Source organism: Acidisphaera sp. S103, from assembly GCF_009765975.1.
Lineage (GTDB): Bacteria > Pseudomonadota > Alphaproteobacteria > Acetobacterales > Acetobacteraceae > Rhodopila.
The window spans coordinates 42,262-59,017 of sequence record NZ_LMUJ01000065.1 but is presented as its reverse complement, the minus strand read 5'-3'; the positions used below and the strand labels follow the sequence as shown (position 1 = coordinate 59,017).

13 protein-coding genes, 1 pseudogene and 1 riboswitch are annotated in these 16,756 nt (G+C 58.7%); of the genes and pseudogenes, 5 read left to right on the top strand and 9 right to left on the bottom strand.

Annotated features, from left to right (window positions below):
* Window positions 1-180: 180 nt before the first annotated feature.
* The 3 genes from GSQ89_RS24120 to GSQ89_RS24110 form a co-directional block, all read right to left on the bottom strand.
* A complete protein-coding gene (locus tag GSQ89_RS24120) occupies window positions 181-3,348 on the bottom strand; it encodes an efflux RND transporter permease subunit (protein ID WP_158930047.1) in 3,168 nt (1,055 codons plus the stop codon).
* A 5-nt stretch (window positions 3,349-3,353) separates the two neighbouring features.
* Window positions 3,354-4,490, bottom strand: a complete 1,137-nt coding sequence (locus tag GSQ89_RS24115; RefSeq protein WP_254073347.1) for an efflux RND transporter periplasmic adaptor subunit — start codon at window positions 4,488-4,490, stop codon at window positions 3,354-3,356.
* A 125-nt stretch (window positions 4,491-4,615) separates the two neighbouring features.
* Window positions 4,616-5,089, bottom strand: a complete 474-nt coding sequence (locus GSQ89_RS24110; RefSeq protein WP_158930043.1) for a DMT family transporter — start codon at window positions 5,087-5,089, stop codon at window positions 4,616-4,618.
* A 324-nt stretch (window positions 5,090-5,413) separates the two neighbouring features.
* Here GSQ89_RS24110 and GSQ89_RS24105 point away from each other — a divergent pair, with 324 nt between their 5' ends.
* Window positions 5,414-7,021 (top strand): MFS transporter, encoded by a 1,608-nt coding sequence (locus GSQ89_RS24105; RefSeq protein WP_158930041.1) that lies wholly within the window; start codon window positions 5,414-5,416, stop codon window positions 7,019-7,021.
* Window positions 7,022-7,329: 308 nt separating this feature from the next.
* Here GSQ89_RS24105 and GSQ89_RS24100 read toward each other — a convergent pair whose 3' ends face one another.
* The gene (locus tag GSQ89_RS24100; RefSeq protein ID WP_174254917.1) at window positions 7,330-8,001 is read right to left on the bottom strand and encodes an SOS response-associated peptidase; all 672 of its coding nucleotides are present in this window, start codon (window positions 7,999-8,001) and stop codon (window positions 7,330-7,332) included.
* A gap of 614 nt (window positions 8,002-8,615) precedes the next feature.
* On the opposite strand from GSQ89_RS24100, the gene GSQ89_RS24095 reads away from it, so the two are divergent.
* Window positions 8,616-8,807, top strand: coding sequence for a hypothetical protein (locus tag GSQ89_RS24095; protein WP_158930039.1), 192 nt, complete (start codon window positions 8,616-8,618; stop codon window positions 8,805-8,807).
* Window positions 8,808-9,407: 600 nt separating this feature from the next.
* The gene (locus GSQ89_RS24090; protein WP_158930037.1) at window positions 9,408-10,511 is read left to right on the top strand and encodes an acyltransferase; all 1,104 of its coding nucleotides are present in this window, start codon (window positions 9,408-9,410) and stop codon (window positions 10,509-10,511) included.
* 677 nt (window positions 10,512-11,188) lie between these two features.
* On the opposite strand, the gene GSQ89_RS24085 is transcribed toward GSQ89_RS24090, so the two are convergent.
* The 3 genes and pseudogenes from GSQ89_RS24085 to GSQ89_RS40235 all read right to left on the bottom strand — a co-directional run.
* Window positions 11,189-11,494, bottom strand: coding sequence for a hypothetical protein (locus tag GSQ89_RS24085; protein WP_216856356.1), 306 nt, complete (start codon window positions 11,492-11,494; stop codon window positions 11,189-11,191).
* Window positions 11,491-11,943, bottom strand: coding sequence for a nucleotidyltransferase domain-containing protein (locus tag GSQ89_RS24080; protein WP_254073341.1), 453 nt, complete (start codon window positions 11,941-11,943; stop codon window positions 11,491-11,493). The genes GSQ89_RS24085 and GSQ89_RS24080 overlap by 4 nt, the downstream gene beginning before the upstream one ends.
* 30 nt (window positions 11,944-11,973) lie before the next feature.
* Window positions 11,974-12,165: pseudogene (locus tag GSQ89_RS40235) on the bottom strand (helix-turn-helix domain-containing protein); the annotation flags it as partial.
* A 636-nt stretch (window positions 12,166-12,801) separates the two neighbouring features.
* Window positions 12,802-12,863, top strand: a riboswitch (Fluoride riboswitch).
* A gap of 77 nt (window positions 12,864-12,940) precedes the next feature.
* Here GSQ89_RS40235 and crcB point away from each other — a divergent pair.
* The gene (gene crcB / locus GSQ89_RS24070) at window positions 12,941-13,372 is read left to right on the top strand and encodes a fluoride efflux transporter CrcB (protein ID WP_158930033.1); all 432 of its coding nucleotides are present in this window, start codon (window positions 12,941-12,943) and stop codon (window positions 13,370-13,372) included.
* A 320-nt stretch (window positions 13,373-13,692) separates the two neighbouring features.
* On the opposite strand, the gene GSQ89_RS24065 is transcribed toward crcB, so the two are convergent.
* The gene (locus tag GSQ89_RS24065) at window positions 13,693-14,184 is read right to left on the bottom strand and encodes a hypothetical protein (protein WP_158930031.1); all 492 of its coding nucleotides are present in this window, start codon (window positions 14,182-14,184) and stop codon (window positions 13,693-13,695) included.
* A gap of 320 nt (window positions 14,185-14,504) precedes the next feature.
* On the opposite strand from GSQ89_RS24065, the gene GSQ89_RS40230 reads away from it, so the two are divergent.
* Window positions 14,505-14,840, top strand: a complete 336-nt coding sequence (locus GSQ89_RS40230) for a protein-glutamine glutaminase family protein (RefSeq protein ID WP_371734287.1) — start codon at window positions 14,505-14,507, stop codon at window positions 14,838-14,840.
* 857 nt (window positions 14,841-15,697) lie between these two features.
* On the opposite strand, the gene GSQ89_RS24055 is transcribed toward GSQ89_RS40230, so the two are convergent.
* On the bottom strand, window positions 15,698-16,147 hold the full coding sequence (locus tag GSQ89_RS24055; RefSeq protein WP_158930027.1) for a GNAT family N-acetyltransferase: 450 nt from the start codon (window positions 16,145-16,147) through the stop codon (window positions 15,698-15,700).
* Between the last annotated feature and the right edge of the window lie 609 nt (window positions 16,148-16,756).

Here is a 16,756-nt window from a genome sequence, read left to right as displayed (position 1 = left end):
CGCGATCACCGCGACGGCGTGGTTGTCGATCGCGAAATAAAGCACCGCTCGTTGAAGCAGCTGTTGGCCGTCGAGGCGGAGGATTGATCTTCGCTCTTCGATTCGGGCATGTTCGTCGGCACGTTTAACCTCACAGCCGAGGCCATGTTTTATTCCGCCTCGCCGTCAACCCGCCTCACCTCAGGGGCGATCAGCGGATGGCTGAGCTACCAGAGCCCCGCGTCGAGCGCTAATTCGACGAACCACCGTATAGAAGCTGGGTGTGAACAGAAGCCCGAAACCGGTCACCCCGAGCATGCCGAAGAAAACCGCAATTCCGAGCGATTGACGCATCTCAGCTCCCGCGCCCGTTGCGATCGCGAGCGGCACGACGCCAAGGATGAAGGCGAAAGATGTCATGAGGATCGGCCGTAGGCGGGTGCAGGCGGCGTAAATGGCTGCGTCGGCCGCCTCGGCTCCTTCAGTCTCGGCCTGCCTAGCGAACTCCACAATCAAGATGGCGTTCTTGGCCGCAAGACCCACAAGAACGACAAAGCCAATCTGCGCAAGAATGTTGATCGGGACGCCTCGCAGCTGAAGGCCGGTCACAGCCGCCAGAAGGCACATGGGTAATATCAGAATCACTGCCAGGGGAAGGCTTAGACTCTCATATTGCCCAGCGAGGACCAGGAAGACGAACAAAGCTGCCGCGGCAAAGACGGCTAGCGTAGGAGTGCCGCGTTGCTGCTCCTGATAGGCGAGCTCAGTCCATTCGAAACCAAATCCTGACGGTAAGACGGAGGCAGCGATCTGCTCCATGTGCGCAAGCGCCGTTCCAGATGCGACGGAGGGTGCTGCGCCGCCGAGCACTTCCGCAGCCGGATATAGGTTGTAGTGCGGGACACGGTAAGGCGACGTTATCCCCCTAAGGCGAGCGACAGTATCGATCGGCACCATCTGGCCAGCCGTGTTGCGCATGCGCAGGCGGCCGATGTCAGCAAGGCGCTGACGAAATGCGCCGTCCGCCTGGGCGATAACCTGGTAGGTCCGGCCCAGATAGTTGAAGTCATTGATATAGGTAGAACCCAAATAGGTCTGCATTGCTTCAAAGACGTCATGTGGCGTGACGCCAAGCTTCTCCGCTCGCTCTCTGTCGATATCAGCATAAACCGATGGTGCCCGCGTATTGAACAACGTGAAGACACCTGCCAACGCCGGATCCTTGTTTGCCGCGGTTGCGACCGCCTGGGCCGCCCTTTCGAGCGCCTCCGGACCCCGATTGGCGCGATCCTCGATCATCATTTTGAAGCCGCCAGCGTTTCCGATGCCCTGTACTGGGGGCGGCGCGATCGAGAAAACAGCGGCGCTCTGAATACCCGCAAGACGAGCCCTCAGGCTCGCCAGGACTCTTGGTGCGGTCAGCCCCAACCGGGCACGCTCTTCGAAAGGGGCCAACTTCGAGAAGACCGTCGCGCTGTTTGAGGCTTCTGTGAAAGTTGTAGCGTCTAGTGCAACGAATGGCACCGCATGCGAGACCCCCGGAGTGTGCTGTACGATGTCCGCGACCTGGCGCACTACGCCCTCGGTCCTCGCCAGGGTCGCGCCCGCAGGCAATTGGAGAACGGTGATCAGGTAGCTCTGGTCTTGTTCTGGTATGAAACCAGTCGGGGCACGCGCGAACTGATAACCCGTGAGACCGATCAGAACGGCGTAAAGCATGACCATGAGCCCGAGTCGGCGCACGAACCCGGCCGTCATCCGGGCGTAGCCATGCGCTAGACGGTCGAACACGCGATTAAAGCCCGCGAAGAAAACGCCAACAATCCGGATCGGAAGAACGCGCCGCCGAGGAGGCGACTTCAGAGCCGCATGGAAAAGGAGAGCGCTGAGAGCCGGACTCATGGTCAAAGATACGACGCACGAAATCGCCGTGGAGGCCGCTATCGTCACCGCAAATTGCTGAAAGAATAGTCCCGAGATACCCGGCAAGAACGCCGCGGGCAGGAACACGGCGCAGAGCGTCAGCGCAATAGCGACGATCGCGCCTCCAACCTCGTCCATGGTTTTATGGGCGGCGTCCTTAGGTGTCATGCCTGCGCGAATGTTGCGCTCGACGTTTTCGACGACGACGATGGCGTCATCGACGACAATGCCAACCGCGAGGACAACGCCGAATAGGGAAAGGTTGTTAAGAGAGAAACCGACGAGAGCCAGGATTGCCATGGTTCCAATGAGTGACACCGGGATGGCGATCACGGGAATCAAAGACGCTTGCCATGACTGGAGGAATACCACCACCACAACGACAACGAGGAGGATGGCAATCCCTATTGTTTTCATCACCTCGTTGACTGACTGCTGGATGAATTCGGTCGGATCGTAGATCACCTGGTAGGCAACATCTTGTGGAAAGCCACGGGACAGCGACTTCGTCTCGGACAGCACAGCCTTCTCGACGCTCAGTGAGTTCGCACCCGGGAGGGCGTACACAAATATCGGGGTTGCGCGGCTCGTATCCAAATAGGCCGCTGTCCCGTAGTCGGCGGCGCCAATCTCCACCCGAGCTACATCCCGAACCCGCGTGATATGCCCTTGCCCGTCGTTCTTAATGATGATGGTGCCAAACTCTGCAGGGGTGGAGAGCCTTCCTAGAGTCGCGATGTTAAGCTGGAAGGCTCCTGGCCCAGGTGTCGGCGGTTGGTTCAAGATGCCCGCCGATACCTGCACGTTCTGCGCGCGCAACGCCGCGACAATGTCCCCTGCGGCCAAATCATAGGCGGCGGCCTTGTCCGGGTCGATCCAGATCCGCATGGCATAGTCACGCGGGCTTGCGACTTGCACGTCGCCCACTCCTGGAAGCCGGGCGAGAACGTCACGAATATGCAGTGTCGCGTAGTTGGAGAGGTAACTCTGATTTCGAGTTCCATTAGGTGAAATTAGATGAACGATGAGAAGGATGTTGGGCGTCGACTTGCGGACGTCGACGCCCTGATGCTGAACATCATCGGGTAAACGCGCGAGAGCCGTGGTGACACGATTCTGAGTTAAAACCTGCGCCGTATTCAAATCAGTGCCAATCCGGAAGGTCACTGTGATGGTCAGCTTTCCGTCGCCGGTCGACTGACTTGCCATATAGAGCATGTTCTCGACGCCATTGATCTGCTGTTCGAGCGGCGTCGCGACGGTCTTGGCAACGACATCGGCCGACGCGCCGGGATAAATCGTCGTTACCTGAATCGTAGGAGGAACGATATTCGGGTATTGTGCGACTGGCAGGGACACCAGCGCAGCAAGTCCGATCATCACGATGAAGACACTGACAACGACCGCCAGAATGGGCCGATCAATGAAGGTATGTGTGAATTTCATGGCGCTCAGCCCTTCGGTGCCACCGGCGCCTTGCGAGGCGCAACCTTCTGCCCCGGAATCGCGCGTACAAGGCCGTCAACGATGACGCGATCGGTCGCAAGAAGGCCTCCCGTGATCACACGCATGCCGCCATCAAGGTCTCCAACAGTGACGACTTTGGCCACGACGGTGTCATCCGCGGCAACTGTCATCAGGACGTGGTTTGATTGGTCCAGTTGCAGCGCCGTCTCGGGGACAAGGAGCGACGGACGCGGTTGCCCAGTTACGAGGCTTAGCCTCGCGAATGAACCTGGTTTGAGGAACCCGTCTGGGTTAGGGGCTGTTGCGCGGGCGTGGATTGTCCCAGACGCCCGATCAATCGTGTTGTCGATGAAGTCAAGGCTACCGCGCCGTGTCTCCGTCTCCTCATCACCCAGACGGAAATCGACCTGCTCCTCCAATTCTCCATCGGGATGGGCGCGAGCGAAGGCGAGATAGTCATTCTCGCTCATGTCAAAGTTGAGGTAAATTGGATCAGTGGAGACGATCGTGGTCAGTAGGGTTGTCGGGCTGGTCCCGGCGCGGCTGCCGCTGATCAGACTGCCGATCGAGACGCGATGATTACTGACTCGCCCTGTGAACGGTGCGGCCACGTGGGAATACTCAAAATCGAGGGTCGCATTCCGGACGTTGCTGTTGGCAGTATCGACTGCTGCGTTAGCGACACGGAGGTCGGAAATACGCTGGTCCACGCTTTCCGCGGTGCCGAAGTTTGTTTGTTTGAGCTGCTGTGCCCGCCACAGTTCACTCTGTGCCAAATCTGCTTGTGCCTCGGCCGTACGCACTGCAGCAACGGCTGTCGTGAGTCGGATTTCGTAGGGTCGTGGATCAATGACAAACAGCGGATCGCCTTTCTTGACGACTTGGCCGTCCTTGAATTCGATCCCTGTCAGAACCCCACCGACCTGCGCACGGATTTCGACTGCATCGACAGCGGAAAACTGACCCAGAAATCCCGTTCGATTTGCTACAGTTTTCGCAATCGGCAGATTGACGGTAACGTCCGGAGCGGTAGAAGGTGTCGCAGCAATCGTTGGCCCGCGGGACTGGCGCTCCCAGAAAAGCCCAACGACCCCCCCCACGAGCGTCACTGCGATGACCATCAACAGTGCAGATCTGCGAGGTGCACGTTTAGGAGGATCGGGTCTATCCCAACCCGTTGCGGAGCTGTTCCGCGAGCTCTCCCTGGCGGAGGCGGTATTCTGGTGGCTTGTTTGCTCGTCCGTGTTCATCGGACTGATCCCACGCTCGACGATCCAAGCTGGGAGAGGACCACCCCGAGGATAGCGATCGATATTCCTCCGGCGCGCATAAGTGTTACTGGTCTTACCGCCGCTCCGAACAGTCCCCACGCATCTATCACGGCCGCGGCGGCGATCTGAGCACAGACCACGAATAGCACTGTATTTGCGACGCCGAAACGTGGCGCCAGTGCGGTGACGCTCATGATGTAAAGCGCGACGATGACTCCGCCCATATAGAGCGGGACAGGCATGCTTGCGAGCAGGCCGATCTTTGGGACCGGCGATCGAAAGATCGGCGTCAAGGCAACCGCCGTGACAAGTCCGACGATGAGAAGCAGGATCGTCGCTGACACCGCACCTCCAAGGATGCGGGCGGCGCGCGCGTTGAGAATTGCCATCACGGGGATTGATGCTCCCGCCAGGAACGCCCAGGCGGCGTAGCCGATTGCATTGAACATGAGGTTCCGTCTTTCCGTTGTCCTGCTCGCCGGGCAGGTGTCAGTCCAGGGCGAGCAAGATCTGCGATCGCTGCGTCCGTTGAAGTTGGAAGAGCTCAGCAGGTCAACGCGATGGCACCGACTGATCGGCCTATCTGGCCTAATGGCGTCAAAAATCGGATTCCGTGCGACTGATGCGGCATCTCGCAGACGACGGCCGCGCAAGAAGTCCTTGATTGGTGCTCAATCGTTCATTCGTCATGCTGGCCAGACCCGTCCGCCGGTGGCGCGTGTAAAACTCACTGTGCGGCCAAAGTTGCGCTGCGATACATGAGGTCCGCCTGAATGAGCAACCCGATGCAGAAAACCCCGATCATAGGTGCCCGACAAGGTAATGGGTCCGCTTCGCAAAAGCTGACTCCAATCATTACCGTTTCCCTTGTCTCATCACTGATTATGCTCGATTCCAACATTGTCGCCGTGTCACTGCTGGCGATCGGCCGGTCTTTCGAAACGAGTTTCGCGGGTCTACAGTGGGTCGTAAGTGCCTATGTTCTGGTGTTTTGCGCGTGTCTTCTTGCCGCCGGGAGCTACTCAGACCTGCACGGTCGTAGGCGCGCCATGGCGACGGGTCTTACGATTTTCGCCATCGCCTCGATCGCCTGCGGCCTGGCCCCGTCGTTAACGATTCTAGAGCTCAGCCGCGGCCTGCAAGGAGCTGGTGCCGCCCTTCTGCTGACATCGTCTTTGGCCATCGTTTCCCATGATTTCGAAGGTGCCGAGCGGGCCAGGGCTTTTGCGATTTGGGGAGCGAGCATCGGTGTCGCGCTCGCGTCCGGGCCGATCGCGGGTGGCATCATCACCCAGCTGTTAGGATGGCGACCAATTTTTCTAATCAACGGACCAATCTGTGCCGCTCTGTTGGTAGCCACTTTCTATAATATTAAGGAATCGCGCGATCCCGAGGCTCGAGGCCTCGATCTTTCCGGGGCCATAAGCTTCGGTTTCGCGCTTGCATTACTCGTTCACGCACTGATCGCGGCAAACGACACGGGGCTATTCAATCGGGGACTGTTGGTCCAGCTCGTTGGTGTCGCCATCCTCCTGGCGTTGTTCCTCTGGCTTGAGAGCCGCAACGAGAGCGCAATGGTCGATCTTACATTGTTCAGGAGCCGCGCCTTCGTCGGCGGATTGCTGACCATGGCTGGGTATGGCGCAGCTATGCAGGTCCTGATTTTCCTATTACCGCTCTACCTGCAAACTGTTTACGGTCTGGCTCCAATCGATGCCGGTCTGGCGATGATCCCATTTGCACTGCCTATGGTCGTCGCACCTCAATTTGCCGCGCGCCTTGCCAGGCACATGTCGATGGCGTCCATGCTCGCGTTTGGTCTGGGCCTCGGGGCTTTCGGCGAGGCGGCAATTTCGATCGTAAGCCGGGCGACTTTACCCTATCCCTGGTTTGCGGTCGGAATTGCGCTTGCCGGGTGCGGCGCGGGGCTCCTTAATGGCCTCACCGTCAAAGCGGTCCAATCGGCCGTACCTGATGAGCGAGCCGGGATGGCCTCTGGCATGGCAGCAACAGCTCGTTTCGTTGGCCTCCTCGTCGGCGTCGCGTTGCTAGGCACGATTTTGGCAGATCGCTCCCATAATGTGTTCGTGCCATTGGCACGTCTGAACGGCCTCACCGAACACGCGGCGGAAACACTCAGTCGGCAATTAACGTCAGGTGATCTCTCGGATCTCGTCGCTGGTGCTTCGACCGGAGCCACGACATCGATTCATGAGGAAGCCGTCTTGGCTTACGCCAACGGCTTTGCGACGGCGATGGTTATGGGCTCTGTGATGGCCGGATTCACGGCAATCGTGACCTTACTGCTCCTGCGCAACCGCAAGCCTCAGACAGTGACCATTCAACCCTGTATGATTGTGGACTGCCGTCATCCGATTTAGCTCAGATCTATTTCCGGCGGTCGTCGAAATAAACCTCGACACGAATAGCAACCTCCTATGGCTCTGCAGCGCCGTGCGCCGTGCGCCGTGCGCCGTGCGCCGTGCGCCGTGTGCCGTGCGCCGCGCACGACTGGTCCAGTCCGCTGCCGACAAGATGAAATCGCGTGCCGGGACGCTGGGGCAGGGCCCGATCCTGGAGCCCGCCCCGGACCGCCAGAGCAGCGCGGATGATCAGGGATCCAAGGCTGGACAAAAGACAATTGCAATCCCGTTGCCGGGAAGCAAACCCTGCTTAAACACCTTCGAGATTATGCCAGGACAGTTGGCTCGCCGTCCTGCTTCTGACCCTGCGCCACGAACCGCAACGCCCCATCAGGCAGAGGCCGCTGCAGAGCCTTCGCCTCGGCCCACGGCGCCCGCATCCAAAGGTCACGTTCCTCCGCGGTCCTCAAAATCACCGGCATGGCCTTGGGGTGGATCGCCCCGACTTCGGCATTCGGCTTGGTCGTGAGAAACCCATAGAGGTCGGCCGCAACTTCACCCTCTTTCACCTTCCGGACGGATGTCCATCCGCGAAGGCAGATCCCGGCGAAGCACGCCAACGGCCGGGCCTCGGCTTCCGCGAACCACACCGGCGCGCGGCCGCCGAATGTTCCGTTGTCCGGCTCCGCAAATGAAGTGAAGGGCACCAGGCAACGGCTCTCGACCCCCAGCCATCGCCGCCAGTGAGGTGATCCGGTATTGCGGATATTGGTCACCCCGGGGTCGGTCTTCTTGCCTGCGAGATATTCCGGCGGCGTGGGCATGCCCCAACGTGCGAGGGCAAGTTCTCGCCCCTGAGGAGACTGACGCACAATGGGCGCGCTATAATCCGGAAACACGCCGAACTGCACATCCCAGTTGCCGATGTCGTCGACCGCCACATCGAACAACTGGCGCATGGTCGCCTGATCAGAATTCAGGGAATAGAGATTACACACGCTGCCTTTCTCCCTTCGCGAGACGTCAGCCCGACCGCTTCCGCCATCCTACAGGCCGTGCGACCAGCACACTCGGCGCTGATGGCCGAAGAAGGGATGCAGGATCCCGTTGCCGCGCTGATTGACACTCCGCGACGTGCGCCAGGAGACATTCTCCCAGTTCTTCACCCGTCACAGGAAATTCCGTCCGCTTTTTAGGTATGCGAAGAGTAGGCCCGACGTCTGATTTGCGCGCAAGTGCGACATCGCGGACTGGGCCACCTAAACCCGCAAGCAAACGCCGTACTCGATCGTGGACCGGTCAATACGACCGGCTAGTCCGGTCCGGCCGTTTAACCGTTGAACCTTACTGCACTCTCCAATCGTTGTTCGCTTCATCCAGGTTGGCTAGCCAATGTTGCGCTGGAACGGCGTTGTGGCGATCATCCTCTCCCCAGCAGCGAGATTGACAAACCGAAGTCGGTGGGTTGCTGTCCATGTCCTGCTCGCTGGGTTAGTGCACAGGTGACGAGACAAGAATTGGTTAGCGTGCTGACGCGCTATGGGAGGTCTTGATGGAACAGATCGTCGGCAGCGGCAAATAGACCTATGATGTGAACGAGAATTGGGCCCGCGTGCCGCCGGGCATCGAGATGAAGCCCGCGGCCGCGGGCGTTGACTCGCGGGACCGCGTGTTCTGCTTCAATCGTTCCAACGAACATCCCGTATTGATCTTCGACAGCAATGGCGATTTCCTCATGTCCTGGGGCGCCGGAATGTTCCGCTTCCCGCACGCTATGCGCTTTGATGCGCAGGACCGTGTCTAGGGTAACCCGTAACTCTATCCTGGAGGAAATGCCATCTTGTTACGATACAAGATTACACGACACCAGCACGTTCTTGGAAAATTCTCTACAGATACGTGGCGGAAGCTGCCACCCGGTATGTCAACGCGGCATTGAAGACTCGGTCTTTGCACTCCCGTTCAATTACCACTTACATCGCTTTGGTTTCGATACACCCGGGGGACGGATGTTGATGTCTCTGCAAACCTATTCGCAGGATGCAAGTCTGTCGCATTCTGGTTCAGGAGAGCCTCTGTTGCGATACGGCACACGGGACTGCAGATATGCTCGCTTGATATCCATCAAGTCGCGGCAAGCACAGGGGCTGATCAACCGGACGCTGGCCGCGCTTGATCTGACTTCCCAAAACGAGCCAGAGCGGGTTGTCGGCCTGCTTCGAACTCAATAATTGCGAATTATCAACTCTCCTAGAAACGTTCTATTGTGACGCACCGTTAAGATTTTGTTACTGTTAGATACGTACTAGCCGAGACTTCATCCGATCGGAGGCCTGTGGATAATTAAGCCTAATCCTTATTGTAATCTATCAACCACGTATCAATACGCGTACGCGCATGAACCATGGCATCGCGTGAAAAGGCTAACCTTACGGGCTTGCAAATTTTGCGGGCGGTGGCAGCGCTCTTGGTAGTCTGCCATCATTCTCTGAAGGAATCGCGGCCGCTCTTTGAACACGGTATTCCGGCCCCACTCGTGGTGATGGGTGCCAGTGGCGTCGATATCTTCTTCGTCATCAGCGGCTTCATCATGTATTACACCAACCACAACCGTTTTGGTCGAGCTAACGTGTCGGGGGACTTCTTCATAAGACGAATAATTCGTATAGTTCCAATGTATTGGATATGCACCCTAGCGATAGTGTTCCTTCATTTTACCGGCCTTTATAGGCACATGCAAATTACCAGAGAGTCCGTTGCTTTGTCATTGCTGTTCTTGCCAACTCCGAATGTGGTAATTGGCTTCGGATGGACCCTCAACTATGAAATGTACTTCTACGCAGTCCTGGCGCTCTGGCTTTTGATTGGAACAAGACGTTCTGGTATTTTGGGGCCTCTCTTCTCTATACCATTAATCGTTATTATTTGTCAGTTTTTACCTCCAAGCGAGGCAAGTTACCTTGGTAATCCGACGGTGCTTGAGTTCTGCTTCGGCTTTGCAGTGGCCGCGGCCTACACAAGGGGCTATATTCCTGATGGGTTGGGTCGTGCAGCTTTATTGGTCGGAATCGCGGGCATTGTCCTTGGTGCCTTCGGGCCGCGGATTGGGGGCGACCAGGGCGGGACCGCCGGACTTGACCCGAATATCCGTTTCCTGTTGTGGGGTGTTCCAGCCGTCGCATTGCTGGTGTTTGCACTTTCCATCCGTCCGCCCGAGACATATCTCGGCAAGAGTATTGTGGCCATGGGCGACGCATCGTATTCAATATACCTGACCCAGACTTTCGTAATAATATCCTATGCTAGAATACTCAAAACAAACGTTTTACTCGACGTGCCCCGGCCCATCTGCATACTGATCCCAGTTGTGGTCAGCGTGTTGGTCGGCTTGGCTTCATACCACATTATCGAGCGACCAATGAACGAGCACCTTAAGACGTGGTGGAAGGCCAGCAGATCACCCGTCGGTGTGGCGGCGCGCAATCGCGAACAGCTCGACGCGCGATAGAACATTCGTTCCGGCGCACACTTGCTTCGGAGTCTCTTGAGTGACCAGAACGTCGTGCAAGCCGTAAAGCGCCTCAACGTCCCAGGGAAGATGTCGTTGCGCGCCCGCGGTCGGTCCGCGGCAACTGGCCCAGATAATCGCGCCACCTTGCGTGCCTCGCGGGCGTTGCCTCGAAGCGGGATACCAGATCCTGTCCTTGAAGATCATCAGTGGTGCCGGATGACCCGAAGGTCTTGAGTGCCGCCTGCCCCTGGTCCACCGGCACCCCAGGGCGAAGAACCTGCCATCGGCGCACCAAAAGCTATCATTTGCCACATACAGGGACCTAAGTTCATTCCCGCGCAACGGTTGGCCAGCGCGCAGGCTCAACCCGACGCTGGTTTATCTGATGATCCGAAACCTGGTCGATGCGCGAAGCGGCATCGGTCATTCGCCCTGGGCCGTGGTGTCGGTGGGGAAGACCGACGACACGCGCCGCTTCGTCCGCAGCCGAAACTAATGGGGGACTGCATCCTGCCGGGAAGCGCCTTTTGGGCAGGTTCACAGATTTTCAGGATGGCCTCATTTTGGCCGAGCCATTTCAGTCTCGGCCCAGGACGCGAAGGCTTCAAGGCGGTCCAATAGCGATTGGGCGTCATCCATGGAGTGGGCGCGTGTCCCATACTGGACCTCGTCCTTCACGCCCAAAATCCGACGAAGATTGGTTTCTTGCGCGCCTGGCAAACGATTGCCGAGGGCGTCGCGTAGGGCAGACACGGCCGCGACATGATCTTGTTGGTTGCACGCTCCGCGTATTTCGCAGTCAGGGCATCCGTGTAAGCGATCGCAGCGTTGACAATTGGGGACATTGGGGGATTGCCGATATCCTCGGGCTCTGCCAGCAAAACCTCGCTTCGGGCCGCCTTCAGGAATGACCGCGCCAGCTTCAGGCGATCAGTCCCGAATGTTCCAGTGACAGTCTTTGCCCGGCCCGTTCTCGTCATGCGGCCGCCTCCTTTCCGGCGGCGGTCCTAAGCGCAACCGCCACTTCGTCGGGGCTCCCATCGAGCAAAGGGATTGCGTCTCTGGCGACACCGGTCCACCACGGGTCATGTTGGGCAGCGAGCCTCACGACGTCGTCGGTCCCTAGCGTCACCAGCGAAGGAGTGAAACCTAGCCTCTCGGCAGGTGCGACCAGTGCGTCCCGGAGCGCGTCGCTCAGCCGAGGCAACACCTCAGGCTCCGCCACGAGCGCCAAGTCTAGGTCGCTGTCGGCGCGGTCCTTCCCGCGCGCCACACTGCCAAACACCCAGAGCGCCACCAATCCAGGCTCAGCAGATTCCGCTGCGACCCTAATGCTGTCGAGAATGGATTGAAACCGCCGCTCCTCCGCCTCGAATAGCGTAGACAACGCGGGAGATAATGGATGGTCCGGGCGCAGGCGATAGAGCATGCTGCGACCTGTTCCTGCCCTTGAGACAATACCAGTCGCCTCCAGCGCCTCAAGCCCATGCGCGACGCTCCCCTTGGCGAGGCCGGTTCGATGAACGAGATTTGGGGCCGAAAGCTGGCCACCATGGCGAGCCAATTCGCGCAGTAGCCGAACTCCGGCATCAGTGCCGAAGATGGACGTCAGGGGGTACCTCTGAGCGCTCTGATGTGTTGCTCTAGCCATCGTATGGCTCCCTTCGCTCCAATCGAGCCTATCTCAACACATGGTCAGATATCAAGACCTAAGTCTCGTTATCAATCCATAAGGCCCGATATCTGGCTTTCGAATCTGAGCGGCGAGGGACGTCACGCGCCCGGCTGAACACGAGCACCGCTGTTAGCGCGGTCGATATCCCTTGAGGTATCCGCTAACCAGTCGCGCACCCACGGCGTAGGTCATCGCGGACAGGTTAGCGCAGTCATGCTGCTCAATTCCGAAAAACCGGCCAATGATGGGTTCACGACCTATCTGCATGAGGCGGAGGCGTCGAGGCGGGGGCGGATCGCTGCGTGCACGCACGTGAATTCGATTACTCTCGCAGATCGACTGGCGCGGAGCACTCCCGGCATTGGTGACTGGATGGCTCCGACTGACGTCGAGACGAGCGGAAAGCGCAGAGAGGGGGCGAGCATCCTGCCCAACCCTTCGCTCTCTTCCTGGCGGAGGAATGCTAGACCCGCCGTTGTCGGCCGCGGCGTGCTGCCGCCTCAATTCGACAGTGCTGGACCGGTACTCGCGAGGGCAGCGGTTCCTGGCCATTTGTCCTAGGTGGCTGTCGTCACAGCAAAGGTTGCCAAACCCAGGACAGCCCGCTAATCCGGTGCTGATGGGGATGGAGTTCCCCGAAACCGCCCGCAAGGGCTGATGACTCCTACCGCAACCATGGCGGTAGGGGTGCGTCCGCAGCAGCCCGCCGCCCAGGCGGGCTTTTCACGCCCGCCCAATCAAAGGAGCGCGCGTGTCTTTCACCACCTGTCTTGTCGTCATGATTGGCGGAGCCTTCGGTACTTTGGCCCGCTACGTCATCTCCGTGCTGGCTTTATCAATCAGTCGCGAGTTGCCCTGGGGCACCATCGCAATCAACGTCACCGGCTCGTTTATCATTGGCTTCTTCGGCACCCTGACCTTGGCGCATGGCCGATTTCCTGTTTCGGAGAACATGCGATTGTTCGTAATGATTGGTCTATGTGGCGGGTACACCACGTTTTCATCGTTCAGCTTGCAGACCTTGGACCTGTTGCGCAGCGACGCGATGGCCCGCGCATCGCTCAACATCCTTGTCTCGGTGATCCTGTGTATCATGGCTGTCGCGGCTGGCCATCTTATCGCGGCGCACTTCAACGGCGGTGCAAGACGGGTTGCTCAGTTCCCCATCGAGGAAGAGGGCTAACTGATGCGAACAGCGAACCGGCACGTCTGGTCGGACACTCAGCTTCGGTTTCATGAAAGCGAGCCTGCTCTCAAACGCACAGCAGGAGCCGGGAGCCGCGCCTGTCGCGGTGTTCTCGGCTGGGATCTTGCACAACTCCGGACGTGCCGCCTGCCTCAGCTACGTGAGGCAGGCAAGCTGTAGGCAACCCATCTTTGTCGGCGACGAACCAGAACCTCACATGTCAAAAGTACTCGGTGCGGTTCGATAGTAGGGGAAAGGTCCACCGTGCCTTAGGCCTTCAACAGCCCAGACTGCTGCACGACCTTAGGATCTCGAAATCAAATTTCGTCAGCAGCTCGTACGTGATCCTCAAAAAGAGCGACTTGCCGCTGAACGCGATCTATCCAGCGTTGACCGTCCTGCGCGTTCGACATCGCGAGAAGATCGCGCCGTGATTCAACCTCGCCGCGGACAAGGGATAGCGCCTGTTCGATTGCTCCCTCACGTTCGCCTTTAGGCAATTTCTTGATGAGGAATGCCGCGATGCCTTTCACGACCATCATGTCGGCCAACAAGTCTTGGATGCCCTCGCTCTGAGTTGCCATCGCCATCTCATTCGCTCCCTGGGTGGTGCGGTAACCGAGTATAGCGTAGCGGGGCCGGAGAGTCTTCCGTGAGGCCAGCGGCCATTCCAAATTCGTTACATCACCGTCGGCAACGCCGCTATGGCCCGGCCGATCTTGGTTGCTTTGTTTTCGTGCGCCAACGGGACGGGAGACGAGCGGCCCAATGTCTGTCCGGATCGCTGCATCGTTACCTTCGTCGTGCATGGTCACAGTCGCGTCGCTGTTAACCCCCTGTCGCTGTGGCGGCTCGCAACGATGGGCGCCCCGACGCGCAAGAGTCGTTCGCGAAGGGCCGGTTGCGGTTGGCGCGGTAACCGCAACAAAATCGGATGAGCTTTGGCATGAACTAGGCCAACTGGAAATTCCCTGGGGTTGGCTAAACGGCGGCTGCGAGGCGCGCGCGGAACTGACGTGTCGCGCTCGACGGTAGGGGGCTGGTAATGTTGAAGGCGTGAGCATTTCTCCTAGGGCAGTTCGACAAAAGCAAGACACCGCTCTGAACCGGCGTAGGCCGCGCCGATGACTTGTATCCATGGGACTTCCATGTGGCACCAGGCATGCTGGTCGGTCGCGGCACCGACTGCGTGAGGCTCGAAATTTTCGATCCGTCCCTGATGGATGGTCCCTGTACGATGACCGAGTGGTTCACAGCGATGAGTGGCCAAGATGCTTACGGCTTTTGGACAGAACGTGAGGTATATTGGACATCCGTAAGGCGCGGCATCAGCTGGGGCATGCGACGCCCGGACGAAGCGGATATCATATGCAAACGATCCGCAAGTCTGGCCGCAAGGAAGTCCCAAGCCACGGAAGCAGGAGGTGGAAGTGGAGATTCTAGCGAGAGAGCTGCAGACGCCTGAAGCCAGGATGACAAGGCGGAACGGCATGGGACGAGGCCGCGACATCGACATATCAAGCGTGGCAGATTGGGCTGATGGTGCCGGTTTGGCTGTCACGATGGGGGAGCTGCAGAACTACTACCGCCTCGCCCCCGATGCCCCCCACCACGACGAGATAGCAGCCGTTCTAGTCCGGAACCAAGGCGGTCAGCCCATCAGGGTTTGGATCGATCCCGTTCGACTACGCATCCTAGATGCCGATGACGCCCCAGAACTCCAGGGTCGGCGCAAGAACGTGCGAACCGAATCCGAAGCGAAGCGCGGGGCAGCTCTCTGGGACCGTTACGTTCGTTGGGTTTGACAGGACTATTGACGGCGTGACGCCGTGGTGGCGTCAAGCGTGTCTCGTCCCCTGCCTGCGCGGGGGTCACCCTGCGAGAGCGGCGTTCGACCCAGCAGCCGCTATCCTCGTCTCCGCCTGCGCAGCCTACTGACCGTCAGTCTGGCATGCCGTGGGAGACGGGCGGCAGGTTCCGGCCGCGCCCATTCAGGACTAGGACCCCGGTGGCAGGATCTGTTCGACGTGGAGGCCCTTCGAAGTGACGAGCCATTTCCCATCGATCCTGTGAAGGATCAGGTGGTCCAGGAAACATGTTTGCCCAATCCTCACTCTGACATTGGCCGTTAGGGTCGGCATTCTGCTTCGCGAAAAATGGAAGATCGCGTTCCTGCCAGGGTCGGAGGATCAGGCGTAGCGTTCTGATCATAAAATCCGGGCGGGTAATTGGCATGTCGCCAGCTTACCTATTTCGCGCTGCGTCGTCATCGGATGGCTCAGCTTGGTAATGGGCCAGTTTGAATTTCCGCTATTGTCCTATTCACGCTTGGATATCCTTCCTGAACAGGTGAGAGGTTGCCGTTCGCTCATAACCGATGGCCTCGTAGAATGCATGCGCGTCCGAGCGCGTTACGCTTGATCCGAGTGCGACAGACTTAAAACCAAAATTCCTGGCCCATGTTTCGGCCGTCACCATCATGCCTTTTCCCACACCAGTGCTGCGAGCAGCGGTATCGACGACAAGCGCCTGCACAATTGCCTCGGGAGGTTTATCCAAAGCAGGACGCGCATACACATGGCACAGCGCAACAACGCGCCCGTCGTCTTCCGCGACGAAGAGAGCATGGTCGCGGCACCTTGCCACGGCATCGTATCGTCGTCGGAGTTCGCTGCTTTCCAGAGGATAGCCGAGCTGTGACAGCAGCCCTTGCGAGGAGTCGATATCGTCGGCGGTCATCAATCTGATTTTGGCCATACCTGAACAATACATGAAACCTCCTGCCGGATAAGATGGCTCTGGACCGCGAATGAGTCAGGGATTTTGTAACGCTTCCCCATCATTGGAAATCAACGGCTTAAGCGGTGCGGAAATCTGGTTTGAAAGTCGGCTTCGGACGCGATGCTATCTCTACCGTGCGCTCCAATATGTCCGCCCTTGGAACGGAGCAGCGGACCTCCCTGAGACGGACTTGGGGTCGATATCGAAAACTCAAACTGACCCAATACCCTCAGCTTTCGGGCGGGCGGCAGTGCGCCGGTTCGTGCCCGGCCAGCTTTCTCAGATGCCGACGCCGGGTTGCCACTCGATGACCACCGGCACCGCAGGCTGCCTTTGAAGCCGTCGGCCTGCAGGCGACGCGAGAATTTGGTGCCGTTGTGGCAGCTGCCGCCGCTGAGTTTGGCACACGCCAATCATCGACTGCGTAACGACGAGTGAAGGTCGGTCCCTGCAATCTGTATTCCTGGAACGGATTGCCCACTCAAGGAGCGACCGTCAGCCATGGTTGGCAGCCAGAAGGCCAAGGGTTCGCCTGGTTCGTGTCCAGAGATGTCCAAGGGCTATCCGGACGTCAGAAAGCGGATCGGTCCGGGCTACATT